Source organism: Amaricoccus solimangrovi (genome assembly GCF_006385685.1).
In the GTDB taxonomy this organism is placed as follows: Bacteria; Pseudomonadota; Alphaproteobacteria; order Rhodobacterales; family Rhodobacteraceae; genus Amaricoccus; species Amaricoccus solimangrovi.
Map to the genome: position 1 here is coordinate 100,227 of NZ_VFRP01000001.1, position 14,732 is coordinate 114,958.

General features: G+C 70.0%; 14 protein-coding genes. 12 read left to right on the forward strand and 2 right to left on the reverse strand.

Annotated features, from left to right (window positions below):
* Positions 1-7 precede the first annotated feature (7 nt).
* Positions 8-1,081, reverse strand: a complete 1,074-nt coding sequence (locus FJM51_RS00440; protein ID WP_233712915.1) for a substrate-binding domain-containing protein — start codon at positions 1,079-1,081, stop codon at positions 8-10.
* A gap of 300 nt (positions 1,082-1,381) precedes the next feature.
* Here FJM51_RS00440 and pyrH point away from each other — a divergent pair, with 300 nt between their 5' ends.
* The 12 genes from pyrH to lpxB all read left to right on the forward strand — a co-directional run bounded on the left by pyrH (position 1,382) and on the right by lpxB (position 13,299).
* Complete coding sequence (pyrH, locus tag FJM51_RS00445) at positions 1,382-2,131, forward strand: UMP kinase (protein WP_140452133.1); 750 nt, start codon at positions 1,382-1,384, stop codon at positions 2,129-2,131.
* 30 nt (positions 2,132-2,161) lie between these two features.
* The gene (gene frr / locus FJM51_RS00450; RefSeq protein ID WP_140452134.1) at positions 2,162-2,725 is read left to right on the forward strand and encodes a ribosome recycling factor; all 564 of its coding nucleotides are present in this window, start codon (positions 2,162-2,164) and stop codon (positions 2,723-2,725) included.
* 92 nt (positions 2,726-2,817) lie between these two features.
* The gene (gene uppS, locus FJM51_RS00455) at positions 2,818-3,549 is read left to right on the forward strand and encodes a polyprenyl diphosphate synthase (protein WP_140452135.1); all 732 of its coding nucleotides are present in this window, start codon (positions 2,818-2,820) and stop codon (positions 3,547-3,549) included.
* The gene (locus FJM51_RS00460; protein WP_140452136.1) at positions 3,546-4,361 is read left to right on the forward strand and encodes a phosphatidate cytidylyltransferase; all 816 of its coding nucleotides are present in this window, start codon (positions 3,546-3,548) and stop codon (positions 4,359-4,361) included. The genes uppS and FJM51_RS00460 overlap by 4 nt, the downstream gene beginning before the upstream one ends.
* A 5-nt stretch (positions 4,362-4,366) precedes the next feature.
* On the forward strand, positions 4,367-5,554 hold the full coding sequence (dxr, locus tag FJM51_RS00465) for a 1-deoxy-D-xylulose-5-phosphate reductoisomerase (protein WP_140452137.1): 1,188 nt from the start codon (positions 4,367-4,369) through the stop codon (positions 5,552-5,554).
* Between the two features lie 4 nt (positions 5,555-5,558).
* Positions 5,559-6,902, forward strand: a complete 1,344-nt coding sequence (gene rseP / locus FJM51_RS00470) for an RIP metalloprotease RseP (RefSeq protein ID WP_140452138.1) — start codon at positions 5,559-5,561, stop codon at positions 6,900-6,902.
* A gap of 94 nt (positions 6,903-6,996) precedes the next feature.
* Entirely contained in the window at positions 6,997-9,291 is a 2,295-nt protein-coding gene (gene bamA / locus FJM51_RS00475; RefSeq protein ID WP_181164399.1) for an outer membrane protein assembly factor BamA, read from the forward strand.
* 4 nt (positions 9,292-9,295) lie between these two features.
* Positions 9,296-9,925 (forward strand): OmpH/Skp family outer membrane protein, encoded by a 630-nt coding sequence (locus FJM51_RS00480; protein ID WP_181164400.1) that lies wholly within the window; start codon positions 9,296-9,298, stop codon positions 9,923-9,925.
* A 13-nt stretch (positions 9,926-9,938) separates the two neighbouring features.
* Positions 9,939-10,427: a 3-hydroxyacyl-ACP dehydratase FabZ gene (gene fabZ / locus FJM51_RS00485; protein WP_140452141.1), complete on the forward strand. Its 489-nt coding sequence runs from the start codon at positions 9,939-9,941 to the stop codon at positions 10,425-10,427.
* Position 10,428: 1 nt separating this feature from the next.
* Positions 10,429-11,229 (forward strand): acyl-ACP--UDP-N-acetylglucosamine O-acyltransferase, encoded by an 801-nt coding sequence (gene lpxA / locus FJM51_RS00490; RefSeq protein WP_140452142.1) that lies wholly within the window; start codon positions 10,429-10,431, stop codon positions 11,227-11,229.
* Positions 11,230-11,236: 7 nt separating this feature from the next.
* Entirely contained in the window at positions 11,237-12,097 is an 861-nt protein-coding gene (locus FJM51_RS00495) for an LpxI family protein (protein ID WP_140452143.1), read from the forward strand.
* A 38-nt stretch (positions 12,098-12,135) separates the two neighbouring features.
* Positions 12,136-13,299 (forward strand): lipid-A-disaccharide synthase, encoded by a 1,164-nt coding sequence (gene lpxB / locus FJM51_RS00500; protein WP_140452513.1) that lies wholly within the window; start codon positions 12,136-12,138, stop codon positions 13,297-13,299.
* Between the two features lie 124 nt (positions 13,300-13,423).
* Here the strand turns inward: lpxB and gltA are convergent, their stop codons facing one another.
* Positions 13,424-14,725 carry a citrate synthase gene (gltA, locus tag FJM51_RS00505; protein ID WP_140452144.1) on the reverse strand — a complete coding sequence of 434 codons (1,302 nt, stop codon included), beginning with the start codon at positions 14,723-14,725 and terminating at the stop codon, positions 13,424-13,426.
* Positions 14,726-14,732 lie beyond the last annotated feature (7 nt).

The following is a 14,732-nucleotide window of genomic DNA, read 5'->3' on the forward strand; positions in this document are numbered from 1 at the left end:
TCTCCCCTCAGTCGAAGCGCCGGATCGGAACGTGATCCTCGACGGCGCGCCGGACCTCGCGGCGCTCCACCGCCGGAAGCGGCATCAGCCCGCGTTCGGTCAGGTAGCCGTCCGGCCCGATCGCATCCTCGGAAAGATATTCGCGCAGCACTTCCTCCATTCCCGGGATCACCGCCCGGTGCGCGTTCTTGATGTAGAGATAGAGCGGCCGGATCAGCGGATAGGTTCCCTTCCGGAGCGTCTCGACATTCGGCCGCACCCCCTCGATCGGCACGCCGCGCAGCGTGTCGCCGTTCTCGTGGAGGAAGGAGAAGCCGAAGATGCCGAGCGCGGCGGGATCGGCCGCCAGGCGCTGCACGATGATGTTGTCGTTCTCGCCCGCTTCGATGAAGGCGCCGTCCTCGCGCGTGCGCGCGCAGACGATGTGGCGCCGTTCCGGGGGCAGGGCGGCGATCTCGGGGAAGGTCGCGCAGCCGGGGAGCATCACGAGCGTGACGAGCGCGTCGCGGGTTCCGGAGGTGGGCGGCGGCCCGAGGATCTCGATCGGCAGGTCGGGCAGGGCGGGGTCGATCTCGCGCCAGCGCCGGTAGGGATTGGCAACGATCCCGCCTCCCACCGGCACCTCGGCGGCGAGGGCGAGGAAGAGCTGGCGCCGCGTGAGCGCGAGTTCGGGCGCCTCGTTGGACTGGGTGAGGCTCAGCCCGTCGTGCCCGATCAGCGCCTCGGTCACGTCGGCGACGCCGTCGGAGACGCAGTCGCGGTATTCGGAGGCGGTGATCGCGCGGGAGGCGCCGGTGATGTCGGGAAAGCCGGCGCCGAGCCCGCCGCAGAAGATCTTGAGCCCGCCGCCGGTGCCCGTCGATTCGACCACCGGCGCCCGGCCATGGGTGAGGCCGACATAATGCTCGGCCACCGCCTCGGAATAGGGGAAGGCGGTGGAGGAGCCGACGAGGCGCACGCGGTCGCGCGACCCGGCCGCCTCCGCCGGGGCCGCCGCCAGCAGGGCCGCCGCCAGCAGGGCCGCCGCGAGGGCCGCCACCGCGAGGGCCGGCATCGCGAGAAATGCGCGCGCGCGCGTCATGTCCATTCGTCTCCCCCCGGGCCTTCGCGGATGGCCCCTCCGTCGCACCGCGCCCTCATATGACGCTTTCGTGTCAGTTTCCTGACAGTCCCGCCGCCTCCCGGGCGGTGCTCACGCCTTGATCACTTGCCCGGGATCGTTCGCCGCGCGATCACTTGTTGTGCATGACGCGGACAGGGCGATGCAAGGCGGACACGGTGATGTTTTCAGGCCCGCGCGGCGGTGGCGACATTTGACATTGAGGGCGCCGCGGTTTACGCGCATGGCACAGGATTTCGAGACGAGCGGAGCGGTCGCCACATGACGGATGCTTCGGCTGGGAGCCCGGCCAATGCCCGCCCCGCCTATGACAGGATTCTCCTGAAGATTTCCGGCGAAGCCCTGATGGGACCGGGCCAGTTCGGCCTGCACCCCCCGACGGTCGAGCGGATCGCGCGGGAGGTGAAGGGTCTCGCCGCGCTCGGCGTCGAGATCTGCATGGTCATCGGCGGCGGCAACATCTTCCGCGGGCTGCAGGGCAGCGCGCAGGGGATGGAGCGCACCACGGCCGATTACATGGGCATGCTCGCGACCGTGATGAACGCGCTCGGGATGCAGGCGGCGCTGGAATCGCTCGGCGTCTCGACCCGGGTGCTCTCCGCGATCCCGATGGCCCAGGTCTGCGAGCCCTACATCCGCCGCCGCGCGGTGCGCCATCTCGAGAAGGGGCGGGTGGTGATCTTCGCCGCCGGGACCGGCAATCCCTATTTCACCACCGATACCGCGGCGACGCTGCGCGCCACCGAGATGTCCTGCGGCGCGATCTTCAAGGGCACCCAGGTCGACGGCATCTACGACAGCGACCCGAAGACCAATCCCGATGCGAAACGCTACGACCGCGTGACTTACGACGAGGTCCTGCAGAGGAACCTGAAGGTGATGGACGCGGCCGCCATCGCCCTTGCCCGCGACAACGCCCTGCCGATCATCGTCTTCTCGCTCGACGCGCCGAACGGCCTCGCGGGGGTGGTCCAGGGGCGCGGCAAGTTCACCACGGTCGAACCCGGCTGACCCGAAGCCGAATTGAATGGTACGAAACTCATGTCCGACGAACTGGAAATCGACATCGACGCGCTCGGCAAGCGCATGGACGGGGCGCTGAACGCGCTCCGGCAGGAATTCGCCTCGCTGCGGACGGGACGCGCCTCGGCCTCGATGCTCGACCCGGTGATGGTCGAAGCCTATGGCAGCCCGACGCCGGTCAACCAGCTCGGCACGATCACCGTGCCGGAGCCGCGCATGGTGCTGGTCAACATCTGGGACAAGAGCCTCGTCAACGCGGTCGACAAGGCGATCCGCAACTCGGGCCTCGGCATCAATCCGCAGATGGACGGCACGATCCTGCGCCTGCCGATTCCCGAGCTGAACGAGGAGCGCCGCCGCGATCTCGCCCGCGTCGCCGGCCAGTACGCCGAAAACGCGCGCATCGCCGTGCGCAACGTGCGCCGCGACGGGATGGACCAGCTCAAGAAGGCGAAATCCGCCGGGATGGCGGAGGACGACCACAAGATCTGGACCGAGGAAGTGCAGGAACTGACCAACGCGGCGATCGGCAAGATCGACGCGGCGCTCGAGGCCAAGCAAGACGAGATCATGCAGATCTAGAAGGAAGCGCGCGGACCGTTTACAAGTCCGCTGGGTCTGGGCCGGCCGATGTGTGGCGCGGTCGCGGTTTCTGAGAGAGGGTGTTCGCGAGTATGAAGTCCGATGACCGGTTGAACGGAGGCCAGGCACCCGCTCATGTGGCGATCATCATGGACGGCAACGGTCGCTGGGCCGAGAGCCGGGGCCTGCCCCGGCTGGCCGGTCATCGCCGGGGCGCCGACCGGGTGCGCGAGATCGTCGAGGCCTGTCCGGATCTCGGGGTCTCGCATCTGACGCTCTTCGCCTTCTCGACCGAGAACTGGAAGCGGCCCGCCCACGAGGTGCAGGGGCTGATGCGCCTCTTCCGCCGCTACATCAAGAAGGAAGGTGCCCGGCTGGTCGCCGAGGGGGCGCGGGTGCGCTTCATCGGCGGGCGCGACCCGCTCGACGCGGATCTGCGCGCGCTCATGGAGGGGCTCGAGGCCCGCACGGCCCCGAACCAGCGGCTGCATCTGACCGTCGCGATCAACTACGGTGGCCGGGACGAGATCCTGCGCGCCACCCGCCGCCTCGCCGAGGACGCGCGCGCCGGCCGGATCCGCCCCGAGGAGATCACCCAGGACACGATCGGCGACTATCTCGACACCGCGGGCCTGCCCGATCCGGACCTGATCGTGCGCACCTCGGGCGAGTTCCGCGTCTCCGGCTTCCTGCCCTGGCAGGCGGCCTATTCGGAATACGCCTTCATCGACACGCGCTGGCCGGACTTCACGGCGGAGATGTTCGCCTCCCAGATCCGCGGCTTCGGCCGGAGGGAGCGCCGCTTCGGCGCCGTGGCCGGATGAGGGACGCGCCGCCGAAGCCCGTCCGCTTCGGCGATCTGGGCCTGCGCCTTGTCTCGGGCCTCGCGCTCGCGGCGATCGCCGCGACCGACATCTGGCTCGGGGGGCTCTGGTCCGCGGCGCTGCTCGCGGCTATCCTCGTCGTCATGCTCTGGGAACTCGACCGGATGGTGATGGCCGGGATGCCGGCCCGGCCGGCGGTCTTTCCGGCGATGGCGGCCTGCGCCGCGCTCGCCGTCTTCGTCACCTACATGCGCGGGCCGCTGCCCGGCGTGGCGCTGATCCTGCTCGGCTGCGCGGTCGCGGCCGCGTTCGGCGGCCGCCGCCGGGGCTGGCTCGTCGGCGGGCTGCTCTACATGGGGCTCGCGGTCTGCGCGATGGTGCCGCTGCGCCATCTGGAGCCAAACGGGCTCTTCTTCGTGATCTGGCTGATCGTCGTCGTGGTGGCGACCGATGTCGGCGCCTATTTCGTCGGCCGTCTCGTCGGGGGACCGCGGCTCTGGCCCGCCGTCAGCCCGGGCAAGACGCGCTCCGGCGCGCTCGGCGGGCTCGGCTTCGCAACGCTCGTCGGCGTGCCGATCGGGCTCTGGGCGGGGCAGGACGTCTTCACCGCCGCCTTCCTCAGCGTCGGCGTCAGCATCGCCTCGCAATGCGGCGACCTGCTCGAATCGGCGGTCAAGCGGCGGTTCGGCGTCAAGGACGCGAGCCATATCATTCCCGGCCATGGCGGCGTGATGGACCGGCTGGACGGCGTGATCGGCGGCGTCTGGTTCGTGGCGATCTGCGGGCTGCTCGGCCTGGGCTCGCTGGGATAGGAAGCATGCGGCGCAAGGTCAGTGTCTTCGGCGCGACGGGATCCGTCGGCCGCAATACCATCGCGGTTCTCGAGGAACAGGGCGGAGCGGAGGCCTTCGAGGTCGTCGCGCTGAGCGGGGCGGGCAATGTCGCGCTGCTCGCCGAACAGGCCCGCCGCCTCTCGGCGCGGCTCGCGGTCACCGGCGATCCGGCGCGGCTCGGGGAGTTGCGCGCGGCGCTGGAGGGTTCGGGGATCGAGGCGGCGGCGGGGCCGGCCGCGCTGCTCGCGGCGGCGTCCGAACCCGTCGACTGGACCATGTCGGCCATCGTCGGCGCGGCGGGGCTGAGCGTGAGCCTGCGGGCGGCCGGGCACGGCGGCGTGCTGGCGCTCGCGAACAAGGAGAGCCTCGTCTGCGCCGGCGAGCTCCTGCGCGCGACCTGCGCCCGGCACGACACGAAGCTCGTCCCCGTCGACAGCGAGCACAGCGCGATCTTCCAGGCGCTGCGCGGCGAGGAGAGCCGCGCGGTCGAGCGGGTGATCCTGACCGCCTCGGGCGGGCCCTTCCGCGACTGGACGCGCGAGCGGATGGCGACGGTGACCCCGGCCCAGGCGCGGGCGCATCCGAACTGGTCGATGGGCGAGCGGATCTCGATCGACAGCGCGACCATGTTCAACAAGGCGATGGAGATGATCGAGGCGCGCGAGCTCTTCGACCTCGCCCCCGACCAGATCGAGGTGATCATCCATCCGCAGTCGATCGTCCATTCGATGGTCGGCTTCAACGACGGCTCGATCATGGCCCAGCTCGGCCCCTCGGACATGCGCGGCGCGATCGGCTTCGCGCTGAACTGGCCGGAGCGGCGCCCGCTCGCGCTCGACCGGCTCGATTTCGCCGCGCTCGCCCGGCTCGACTTCGCCGCCGCCGACCCGGTGCGCTTCCCCGCGCTGCGGCTCGCGCGGGCGGTGATGCGCGAGGACGGGCTTTCCGGCGCCGTCTTCAACGCCGCGAAGGAGGCCGCGCTCGACGCCTTCCTGATCGGGGCGATCGGTTTCCTTGACATGGCGATCCTCGTGGAACATGTGCTGGACAAGCTGGCGCCCGAGGCGGCCCAGGCGGGGACCGGCTACGATCTCGAGGCCGTGCTCGACCTCGACACCACGGCCCGGCGCATGTCGGGCCTCTGGGTCGCGGCCTATTCCGGCGGAAGGTGAGCCGATGGAACTTCTCGCGAACATCCCCCTGATCGGCGGCCTGCTCTCCACCGTCGTCCCCTTCGTCGTCGTGCTCGCCATCGTCGTGGCGGTGCATGAATACGGGCACTACATCGTCGCGCGCTGGTGCGGCATCCGGTCCGAGGTGTTCTCGATCGGCTTCGGCCCGGTGATCTGGTCGCGCCGGGACCGCCGGGGCACGCTCTGGCAGGTCGCGGCCCTGCCGCTCGGCGGCTACGTGAAGTTCCTTGGCGACGCCGACGGATCGAGCCGGGCGGACCAGGTGAGCCTCGAGGGTCTCAGCCGGGAGGAGCGGGCGCGGAGCTTCCACGGCGCGAGCGTCTGGCGCCGGATGCTGACGGTCCTGGCCGGCCCCTTCGCCAATTTCGTGCTGACCGCGGCGGTCTTCACCGGCGTCGCGCTCTGGCAGGGCGTGCCGACCGAGCGGCCGACGATCGGCGGCTTCACCGCCCTGCCGGGGATCGAGCAGCCGCTCCGGGTGGGCGACGTCGTGCTCGCGGTGAACGGCCGCGAGGTCGCGGGGTTCGAGGACATCTACGCGGCGGCGGCGGCGATGCCGGAACCCGGTCCGATGGATTTCCGCGTCGAGCGGGAGGGGCGTAGCCTCGATGTCACGGCGCCCTATGCCTTTCCGCCGCTGGTGGACGGGGTCGAGCCGCTCTCGCCCGCGAGCGAGGCGGGCCTGCGTCCCGGCGATCTGGTCCTGAGCGCGGGGGGGCGGGAGCTGCGCTCCTTCTCGGACCTGCGCGACGTGGTGCTGGCCTCCGAGGGCAAGGCGATTCCGCTCTCGATCTGGCGCGACGGGGCGGAGACGACGCTCGAGATCACGCCGGCCGAGCGCGATACCCAGGATGGCGAGGGCGGTTTCGAGCGGCGGGTGATGATCGGCGTCGCCGGCGCGCCGCTCTACGAGCCCGCGACGCGCACGCCCGCGCCCTGGACGGCGCTGGGCTTCGGCGTGACGCGCGTCTACGAGGTGATCGCGCAGTCGCTGAACGGCATGCGCTCGATCCTGAACGGGACCATCGGCGCGGAGAACCTCCAGGGGCCGATCGGCATCGCCCAGGTGTCGGGCGAGACCGCCTCGCAGGGAGGCCTGAGCTTCATCGTGCTGATCGGCGTGATCTCGACGGCGATCGGGCTCCTGAACCTCTTTCCGATCCCGGTGCTCGACGGCGGCCACTTCGTCGCCTTCCTGATCGAGGCGGTGCGCGGCCGGCCCCCGAGCCCGGCCGTGATGCAGCTCGCCATGTCGATAGGTCTTGGCTTGATCCTGCTGCTGATGGTATTTGCAACCTACAACGACATCATGCGAATGGTGAGTTGAGACAAGGGCGGAAAAACGCCCGCGGGACGGCGAGAGGGCAGTACAGGCCATGCGGCAGCGGCGTTGGATGCGGGCCATTCCCCGCGTTTTCTTCATGGTGGCGCTTCTTCTCGCCCTCGTGTCGCCATTCGCCGGACAGGCCCAGGGGGTCGTCACCTTCAGCCGGATCGACGTGGCCGGCAACCAGCGCATCGAGGCCGACACGATCCGCTCCTACGCCGGTATCGAATCCGGTCAGCCGGTCACGCCGGAGGATCTGAACCTCGCGGTGCGCCGGCTCTACGATTCCGGCCTGTTCGAGAATGTCGACGTTATGCCCGAGGCCGGAAGGCTCGTGATCACGGTGACCGAGAACCCGACGATCAACCAGATCGCCTTCGAGGGGAACAGCTCGATCAAGGACGAGGTGCTGCTGCAGGCGATCCATCTGCGGCCCCGGCTCGCCTATTCCGTCGCCGCCGCCGAGCAGGACGCCCAGGCGATCATCGACGCCTACCGCCAGGCCGGGCGTTACGCCGCGCAGGTGAACCCGGTCATCATCCGCCAGTCCGACAACCGCGTCGACCTGGTCTTCGAGGTGTTCGAGGGCCGCGTCACCCAGATCCAGCGCATCAACATCGTCGGCAACGAGGTCTATTCCGACCGCGCGCTCCGCCGCGTGCTCGAAAGCGGCCAGGCGAACTGGCTGAGCTTCCTCTTCGGCAACGTCTCCTACGACCAGGACCGGCTCGAGGTCGACAAGGAGCGGCTGCGCCAGTTCTATCTCGAGCGCGGCTACGTCGATTTCCAGGTCGACAGCGCCTCGGCCGAGCTGCTGCGCGAGCGCAACGGCTTCTTCCTCAACTTCACCGTGACCGAGGGGCCGCGCTACGATTTCGGCAAGATGTCGGTCAGCTCCTCCGCGCCGGGGCTGAACGCGCAGGACTTCCAGCCGCTGCTCGCCCCCGTGGTCGGCGGCGGTGTCTACAACATCAAGCTCGTGAACCGCGTCATCGACCGGATGACCTACCAGGCCGGCCAGCAGGGCTACGCCTTCGTCGAGATCCGGCCCCAGGTCACGAAGAACGAGCAGACCCATACCGTCGACATCAACTTCCAGCTCGTCGAGGGCAACCGCGTCTTCGTCGAGCGGATCGACATCACCGGCAACACGCGCACGCTCGACCGCGTGATCCGGCGGCAGTTCGACGTCGTGGAGGGCGACGCGTTCAACAGCCGCGAGATCCGCGCGGCGGAGGACCGGATCCGGGGCCTCGGCTACTTCAAGACCTCGAGCGTGCAGGTGCGGCCCGGCTCCACCCCGCAGCAGGCGCTGGTCCATGTCCAGGTGGAGGAGCAGCCGACCGGCAGCCTCAACCTCGGCGGCGCCTTCTCGAGTTCGGAAGGCCTGACGGCGCAGGTCAGCATCGTCGAGCGCAACTTCCTCGGCCGCGGCCAAACCGTCTCGGGCGCGATCTCGGCCAGCACCCAGAACCAGAACATCGAATTCGGCTTCACCGAACCGGCGCTCTTCGACCGCGACCTGCTCGCCGGCTTCAACCTCTACTTCCGCGAAACCGACTACAACGAGCAGACCTTCCAGACCTCGACCTACGGGTTCGAGCCCCGGATCGGCTTCCCGGTCAGCGAGAACGGCCGGCTGACGCTGCGCTACCGGATCTCGCGCGACGACATCTACGAGGTCGCCGACGACACCTCGCTCGTCATCATCAACGAGCAGGGGGCGGAGTGGATGTCCGCCGTCGGCGCCACCTATTCCTACGACCGGCGCAACTCGGTCGTCGATCCGACCGCGGGCTTCATCCTGACGCTGAGCGAGGATCTCGCCGGGCTCGGCGGCGACGTCCAGCAGACCAAGACCCGGGGCACCGCGCGCGCCTACACGAGCTATTTCGAGGAGGCGCTGGTGCTCTCCGCCGAGCTCGAGGGCGGGATGATCTATTCGCAGGACGGCACCCGGATCACCGAACGGTTCAATTCCGGCGGCGATTCCTTCCGCGGCTTCGCCCGCAACGGCATCGGCCCGCGCGACAAGTGCGATATCGGCGAATGTCTCGCACCGCAGCAGGACCTGTCGGTGGACGAGGCGCTGGGTGGCAACTTCTACAGCGTGCTGAGGCTCGACGCGAGCTTCCCGCTCGGCCTGCCGGAGCAGTACGGGATCTACGGCGGCGTCTTCTCCGACTGGGGTTCGCTCTGGGGGCTCGACGACGTCGACGGCAGCATGGGCACGGTCGACGACGGGTTCCACATGCGCGGCTCGGTCGGCGTCAGCATCTTCGTCGACACCGCCTTCGCGCCGCTCAGGTTCAACTACGCGATCCCGATCGAGCGCGAGCCCTATGACGAGGTCGAGCGGTTCCGCTTCACGCTCCAGACCCGGTTCTGAGGCGATGGGCGGGCGCGCCCGGACCCTGATCCTCGCGCTGGGGCTCGTCCTCGGCGCGGGCGCGGGCGCGGCGCAGGAGCAGCGGCCGAGCAGCTTCCTCTTCATCAACCAGGAACGGCTGCTGACCGGATCACGGACCGGGCAGGCGCTGCTCGCCGCCGAGGACAAGGCGCGCGACGCGCTGCGCGCCGAGGCGCGCGCGATCGATACCGCCTTCGAGAAGGAGGAGCGCGAGCTCAACGAGCAGCGCAAGACCATGCCGGCGGACGAGTTCCGCGGGAAGGCCGACGATTTCGATGCCCGCGTGGTCAAGGCCCGGCAGGACCAGGACGCGCGCTCCGCCGCGCTCGCGCAGGATCTCGAGCGCAGGCGGCGGCAGTTCTACGCCGCGATCGCGCCGATCCTCGTCACGACGATGGAGCGCTTCCACGCCCATGCGATCTTCGACGAGAACAGCGTGCTCCTGGCCGACGACACGCTCAACATAACCGAGGCGGTGATCGGCGAGATTGACGCGGCGCCGCCCGCGGGGCTACCAGTCCCCACCCCGGCGCCGGGAGATTCCCCGGCCGCCACGCCGGAGACACCCCCGCCCGCCGCCGATGGCGGCGCGCCGGCGGGGAGTGACGACTGAGGAGAGAAGCGCGATGGCACTGGTGATCGACCCGGAACTCGGTTCGGCCGACATTCTCGAGATCAAGCGGATGATCCCGCACCGCTATCCGGTCCTCCTGATCGATCGCATGGTCAATATCGCGGTGGGCAAGAGCGCGGTCGGCATCAAGTGCGTGACGGCCAACGAGCCGCATTTCGAGGGGCATTTCCCGGTCCGCCCGGTGATGCCCGGCGTGCTGATCATCGAGGCGATGGCCCAGACAGCGGCCGTGCTGGTGATCCGGACGCTCGACCTGCTCGACCACGACCTGCTCGTCTATTTCATGTCGATCGAGGAGGCGAAGTTCCGCTCGCCGGTCGAGCCCGGCGACGTGCTCGAACTGCATGTCGAGATCATCCGGGGGCGCGGCAAGGTCTGGAAGTTCAACGGCGTGGCGAAGGTCGGCGACCGGATCTGCGCCGAGGCGATCTATACCGCGATGATCATGGAGCCGGACGCGGCGGCGAAGGCGAGGGGCTGACATGGCGATCGATCCGGGCGCGAGCATCCACCCGACCGCGATCATCGAGGACGGCGCCGAGATCGGCGCGGGCGCCCGGATCGGCCCCTATTGCGTCGTCGGCCCCGAGGTGGTGCTGGGCGAGGGCGTGGTCCTGCACAGCCATGTCGCCGTCGCCGGGATCACGCGCGTGGGGCCCGGCACGCAGATCTTTCCCTTCGCCTCGATCGGCCACGCGCCGCAGGATCTGAAATACGCGGGCGAGCGCACCGAACTCGTGATCGGCGCGAACAACCGCGTTCGCGAGCATGTGACGATGAACCCGGGCACCGCGGGCGGCGGCGGCGTCACGCGCGTCGGCGACGGCGGGCTCTTCATGATGTCGGTCCACATCGGCCATGACTGCCAGGTCGGGGACGGCGTCATCCTCGCCAACAACGCGACGCTCGCGGGGCATGTGGTGCTCGGGGACAACGTGATCCTCGGCGGGCTCGCGGCGGTGCATCAGTTCGTCCGGATCGGCCGGGGCGCGATGATCGGCGGGCTCGCGGGCGTGGTGGCCGATGTGATCCCCTATGGCTCGGTGATCGGGGAGCGCGCGCATCTCGCCGGGCTGAACCTCGTCGGGCTGAAGCGGCGCGGCGCGGAACGCGCGCAGATCCACGGGCTGCGCGCCGCCTTCGGCGAGATCTTCGCCGAGGAGGGGTCGCTGCGCGAGCGCGCCGACGCGGCCGCCGCGAAACACGCCGGCAATCCGCTGGTCGAGGAGGTGCTGCGCTTCATCACGGCGGAATCCTCGCGGTCCTTCACCGTGCCAGCCTGAGGACCGGATGCCGGCCGAGGGGATCGCCATCGTCGCGGGCCGGGGGGTGCTCCCGAGGCTGATCGCCGAGGATTGCCGCCGCCGCCGGATCCCCTACCGCGTCGTGGTCTTCGAGGGCGTGGAGCTCGATTGGCTCGAGGGCCATCCGGTCCTGCGCGAGATCTTCGAGAAGCCCGGCAAGCTCTTCGCCGACCTGCGCGCGGCGGCGTGCGGCGTGGTGACCTTCGCGGGGGGAATGACGCGGCCGAAGCTGCGGCCGACGCGGTTCGACCTGAAATTCCTCGGCATGGCCCCCCGGCTCATCGCGGGGCTGCGGGCGGGCGACGATGCGACGCTGCGCATGGTCGCGGCGATCTTCGAGGCGGAGGGGCTCAGGATCCGCGCGCCGCACGAGATCCTGAGCGACCTGCTGGTCACCCCCGGCGTGATCTCGCGCCGTGTGCCGAGCGCCGCCGACCGCGCCGACGTGGCGCGCGCGGCGGCGATCGTGACCGCGCTCGGCGCCGCCGATGTCGGGCAGGGGGCCGTCGTCGCCCAGGGGCTCTGCCTCGGGCTCGAGTCGATCCAGGGCACCGATGCGATGCTCGATTTCGTCGCCGCGACCGGGGCGCCGTTCCGCCGCGACCCGGAGGGCGGGCGCGGCGTGCTCTACAAGGCGCCGAAGCCCGGCCAGGACTGGCGCATCGACCTGCCGGCGATCGGACCGGAGACGATCCGCCGCGCGGCCGCCGCCGGCCTCGCCGGGATCGCGGTCCGGGCGGGGGGCGTGCTGATGATCGGGCGCGAGGACTGCCTCGCCACCGCCGACGCCGCCGGGCTCTTCCTGCTCGGCCACGAGGCGGAAGAGCCGTCGGGGGAGGGAGCGTGACCCTGGGCGCCGCGCCGCCCCGCGGCCCGCGGCTCTTCATGATCGCGGGCGAGCCCTCGGGCGACCTGCTCGGCGCCGCGCTGCTGAGGGGCCTGCGCGAGCTGGGGCGGGCGCCGTCGCGGCTCAAGGGGATCGGCGGCCCGGCCATGGCGGCGGAGGGGCTCGTCTCGCTCTTCCCGATGTCGGACCTGAGCGTGATGGGCGTGGCGGAGGTGCTGCCGCGGCTTCCCGGCCTGCTCGCCCATATCCGCGAGACGGCGGAGGCGGTGATCGCCTTCCGCCCCGACGCGCTCGTGACGATCGACAGTCCCGATTTCGCGCTGCGCGTGGCGCGCAAGGCGAAGGCGGCGCTGCCGGATCTGAAGGTCATCCACTACGTCGCCCCCTCGGTCTGGGCCTGGCGGCCCGGGCGGGCGGCGAAGATGGCGCGGAGCGTGGATCACGTTCTGGCGCTCCTGCCCTTCGAGCCACCCTACATGGAAGCGGCGGGGATGAGTTGCGACTTCGTCGGCCATCCGGTCGCGGCGCAGCCGGTCGCGAGCGCGGCCGAGCAGGCGGCCTTCCGCGCCGGGCTCGGGATCGGGCCGGAACAGCCGCTGCTCCTGCTGCTGCCGGGCTCGCGGCGCGGCGAGGTGACGCGGCTCGCGCCCGTCTTCGCCGAGGTCGGCCGGAGGCTCCGGGCGGAGGATCCGGATCTGGCGCTGGTCGTGCCGAGCCTGCCCTCGGTCGCGGATCTGGTCGGCGCGCTGATGCCCGCGGACGCCGCCGGCTGGCCACGGATCATCGGGACCGAGCCGCTGCCCCGGGCGGAGGCGGAGGCGCGCCAGCGCGCGGCCTTCGCCAGCGCGGACGCGGCGCTGGCCGCCTCGGGCACGGTGAGCCTGGAACTGGCCGCGGCCGGCACGCCAATGGTGATCGCCTATGCGATGAACCCGCTCAGCGCCTGGCTCGCCCGCCGCCTGGTGCGGGTCTCCTCGGCGACGCTGGTCAATATCGTGACGGAGAGCCGCGCGATCCCGGAATTCCTGTTCGAGGACTGCACGGCCGAGCGGATCACGCCGGCCGTCGCGGCGCTGCTCGGCGACAGGGCGGCGGGGGCGGCGCAGATCGCGGCCGAGGCCGAGGCGATGGCGCTGCTCGGCCGGGGCGGCGAGGCGCCCGGCCTGCGCGCCGCCCGCTCGGTACTGAGGGTCATCGGGTAGGGCGGACATCCGTCCGCCACCACGGGGCGCCGCGTCGCGTAGGGCGGACATCTGTCCGCCACCACGGCGCCGCGTCGGGATGAGGCGCCCCGCCGGGGAAGGCGGACAGATGTCCGCCCTACGTTCAGCCGCGCTTTTCGACGTCGACGTAGTCGCGCGCGGTCGGGCCGGTGTAGAGCTGCCGCGGGCGGCCGATCTTGAGCTGCGGATCGGAGATCATCTCCTTCCACTGCGTGATCCAGCCGACCGTGCGCGCCAGCGCGAAGATCGGCGTGAACATCGAGGTCGGGAAGCCGATCGCATCGAGGATGATGCCGGAATAGAAGTCCACGTTCGGATAGAGCTTCTTCTCGATGAAGTACTCGTCCTCGAGCGCGATCTTCTCGAGTTCCTTCGCAACCTGCAGCGTCGGGTTGTTCTCGATGCCGAGCAGGCCCAGCACCTCGTCCGCGGACTGCTTCATCACCTTCGCGCGCGGGTCGAAGTTCTTGTAGACGCGATGCCCGAAGCCCATCAGCTTGAACGGGTCGTTCTTGTCCTTCGCGCGGGCGATGAACTCGGGGATCCGGTCGACCGTGCCGATCTCGCGCAGCATCTCGAGGCAGGCCTGGTTCGCGCCGCCATGCGCCGGACCCCAGAGGCAGGCCACGCCCGCGGCGATGCAGGCGAAGGGGTTCGCGCCGGAGGAGGAGGCGAGCCGCACGGTCGAGGTCGAGGCGTTCTGCTCGTGATCGGCGTGGAGCGTGAAGATCCGGTCCATCGCGCGGGAGAGGATCGGATCGACCGTGTATTCCGCGGCCGGAACCGAGAAGCACATGTTGAGGAAGTTCGAGGCGTAGTCGAGCGAGTTCTTCGGATAGACGAAGGGCTGGCCGATCGAGTACTTGTAGGCCCAGGCCACGATCGTCGGCATCTTCGCGATGAGCCGGATCGAGGCGACCTCGCGCTGCCAGGCGTCGCGGATGTCGGTCGAGTCGTGATAGAAGGCCGACATCGCGCCGACGACGCCGCAGACGATCGCCATCGGATGCGCGTCGCGCCGGAAGCCCCGGAAGAAATAGGACATCTGGTCGTGGAGCATCGTGTGGTTGGTCACGCGATTCTCGAAATCCTCGAGCTGCGCCGCGGTCGGCAGTTCGCCGTAGAGCAGCAGGTAGCAGACCTCGATGAAGAAGGACTTCTCGGCCAGCTGTTCGATCGGATAGCCGCGATAGAGCAGTTCGCCCTTGTCGCCGTCGATGAAGGTGATGGCGCTCTCGCAGGATCCGGTGGAGGTATAGCCGGGATCGAAGGTGAAGACATCGCCGTCGGCGTAGAGCCGCCGGATGTCGATGACGTCGGGTCCGAGCGTCCCCGAGTACATGGGCAGATCGAGCGTCTTCTCCCCAACGCTCAGTTTCGCCGTCCGGTGAGTCTGGTCGGTCATCCCTATC

Bases quoted from the DNA above. Each gene is read 5' to 3' on its own strand.
- uppS (WP_140452135.1), top strand. From the start codon at position 2,818: ATGAAGTCCGATGACCGGTTGAACGGAGGCCAGGCACCCGCTCATGTG.
- FJM51_RS00460 (WP_140452136.1), top strand. From the start codon at position 3,546: ATGAGGGACGCGCCGCCGAAGCCCGTCCGCTTCGGCGATCTGGGCCTG.
- FJM51_RS00495 (WP_140452143.1), top strand. From the start codon at position 11,237: ATGCCGGCCGAGGGGATCGCCATCGTCGCGGGCCGGGGGGTGCTCCCG.
- rseP (WP_140452138.1), top strand. From the start codon at position 5,559: ATGGAACTTCTCGCGAACATCCCCCTGATCGGCGGCCTGCTCTCCACC.
- FJM51_RS00440 (WP_233712915.1), bottom strand. From the start codon at position 1,081: ATGACGCGCGCGCGCGCATTTCTCGCGATGCCGGCCCTCGCGGTGGCG.
- bamA (WP_181164399.1), top strand. From the start codon at position 6,997: ATGGTGGCGCTTCTTCTCGCCCTCGTGTCGCCATTCGCCGGACAGGCC.
- fabZ (WP_140452141.1), top strand. From the start codon at position 9,939: ATGGCACTGGTGATCGACCCGGAACTCGGTTCGGCCGACATTCTCGAG.
- frr (WP_140452134.1), top strand. From the start codon at position 2,162: ATGTCCGACGAACTGGAAATCGACATCGACGCGCTCGGCAAGCGCATG.
- gltA (WP_140452144.1), bottom strand. From the start codon at position 14,725: ATGACCGACCAGACTCACCGGACGGCGAAACTGAGCGTTGGGGAGAAG.
- lpxB (WP_140452513.1), top strand. From the start codon at position 12,136: ATGATCGCGGGCGAGCCCTCGGGCGACCTGCTCGGCGCCGCGCTGCTG.
- lpxA (WP_140452142.1), top strand. From the start codon at position 10,429: ATGGCGATCGATCCGGGCGCGAGCATCCACCCGACCGCGATCATCGAG.
- pyrH (WP_140452133.1), top strand. From the start codon at position 1,382: ATGACGGATGCTTCGGCTGGGAGCCCGGCCAATGCCCGCCCCGCCTAT.
- dxr (WP_140452137.1), top strand. From the start codon at position 4,367: ATGCGGCGCAAGGTCAGTGTCTTCGGCGCGACGGGATCCGTCGGCCGC.
- FJM51_RS00480 (WP_181164400.1), top strand. From the start codon at position 9,296: ATGGGCGGGCGCGCCCGGACCCTGATCCTCGCGCTGGGGCTCGTCCTC.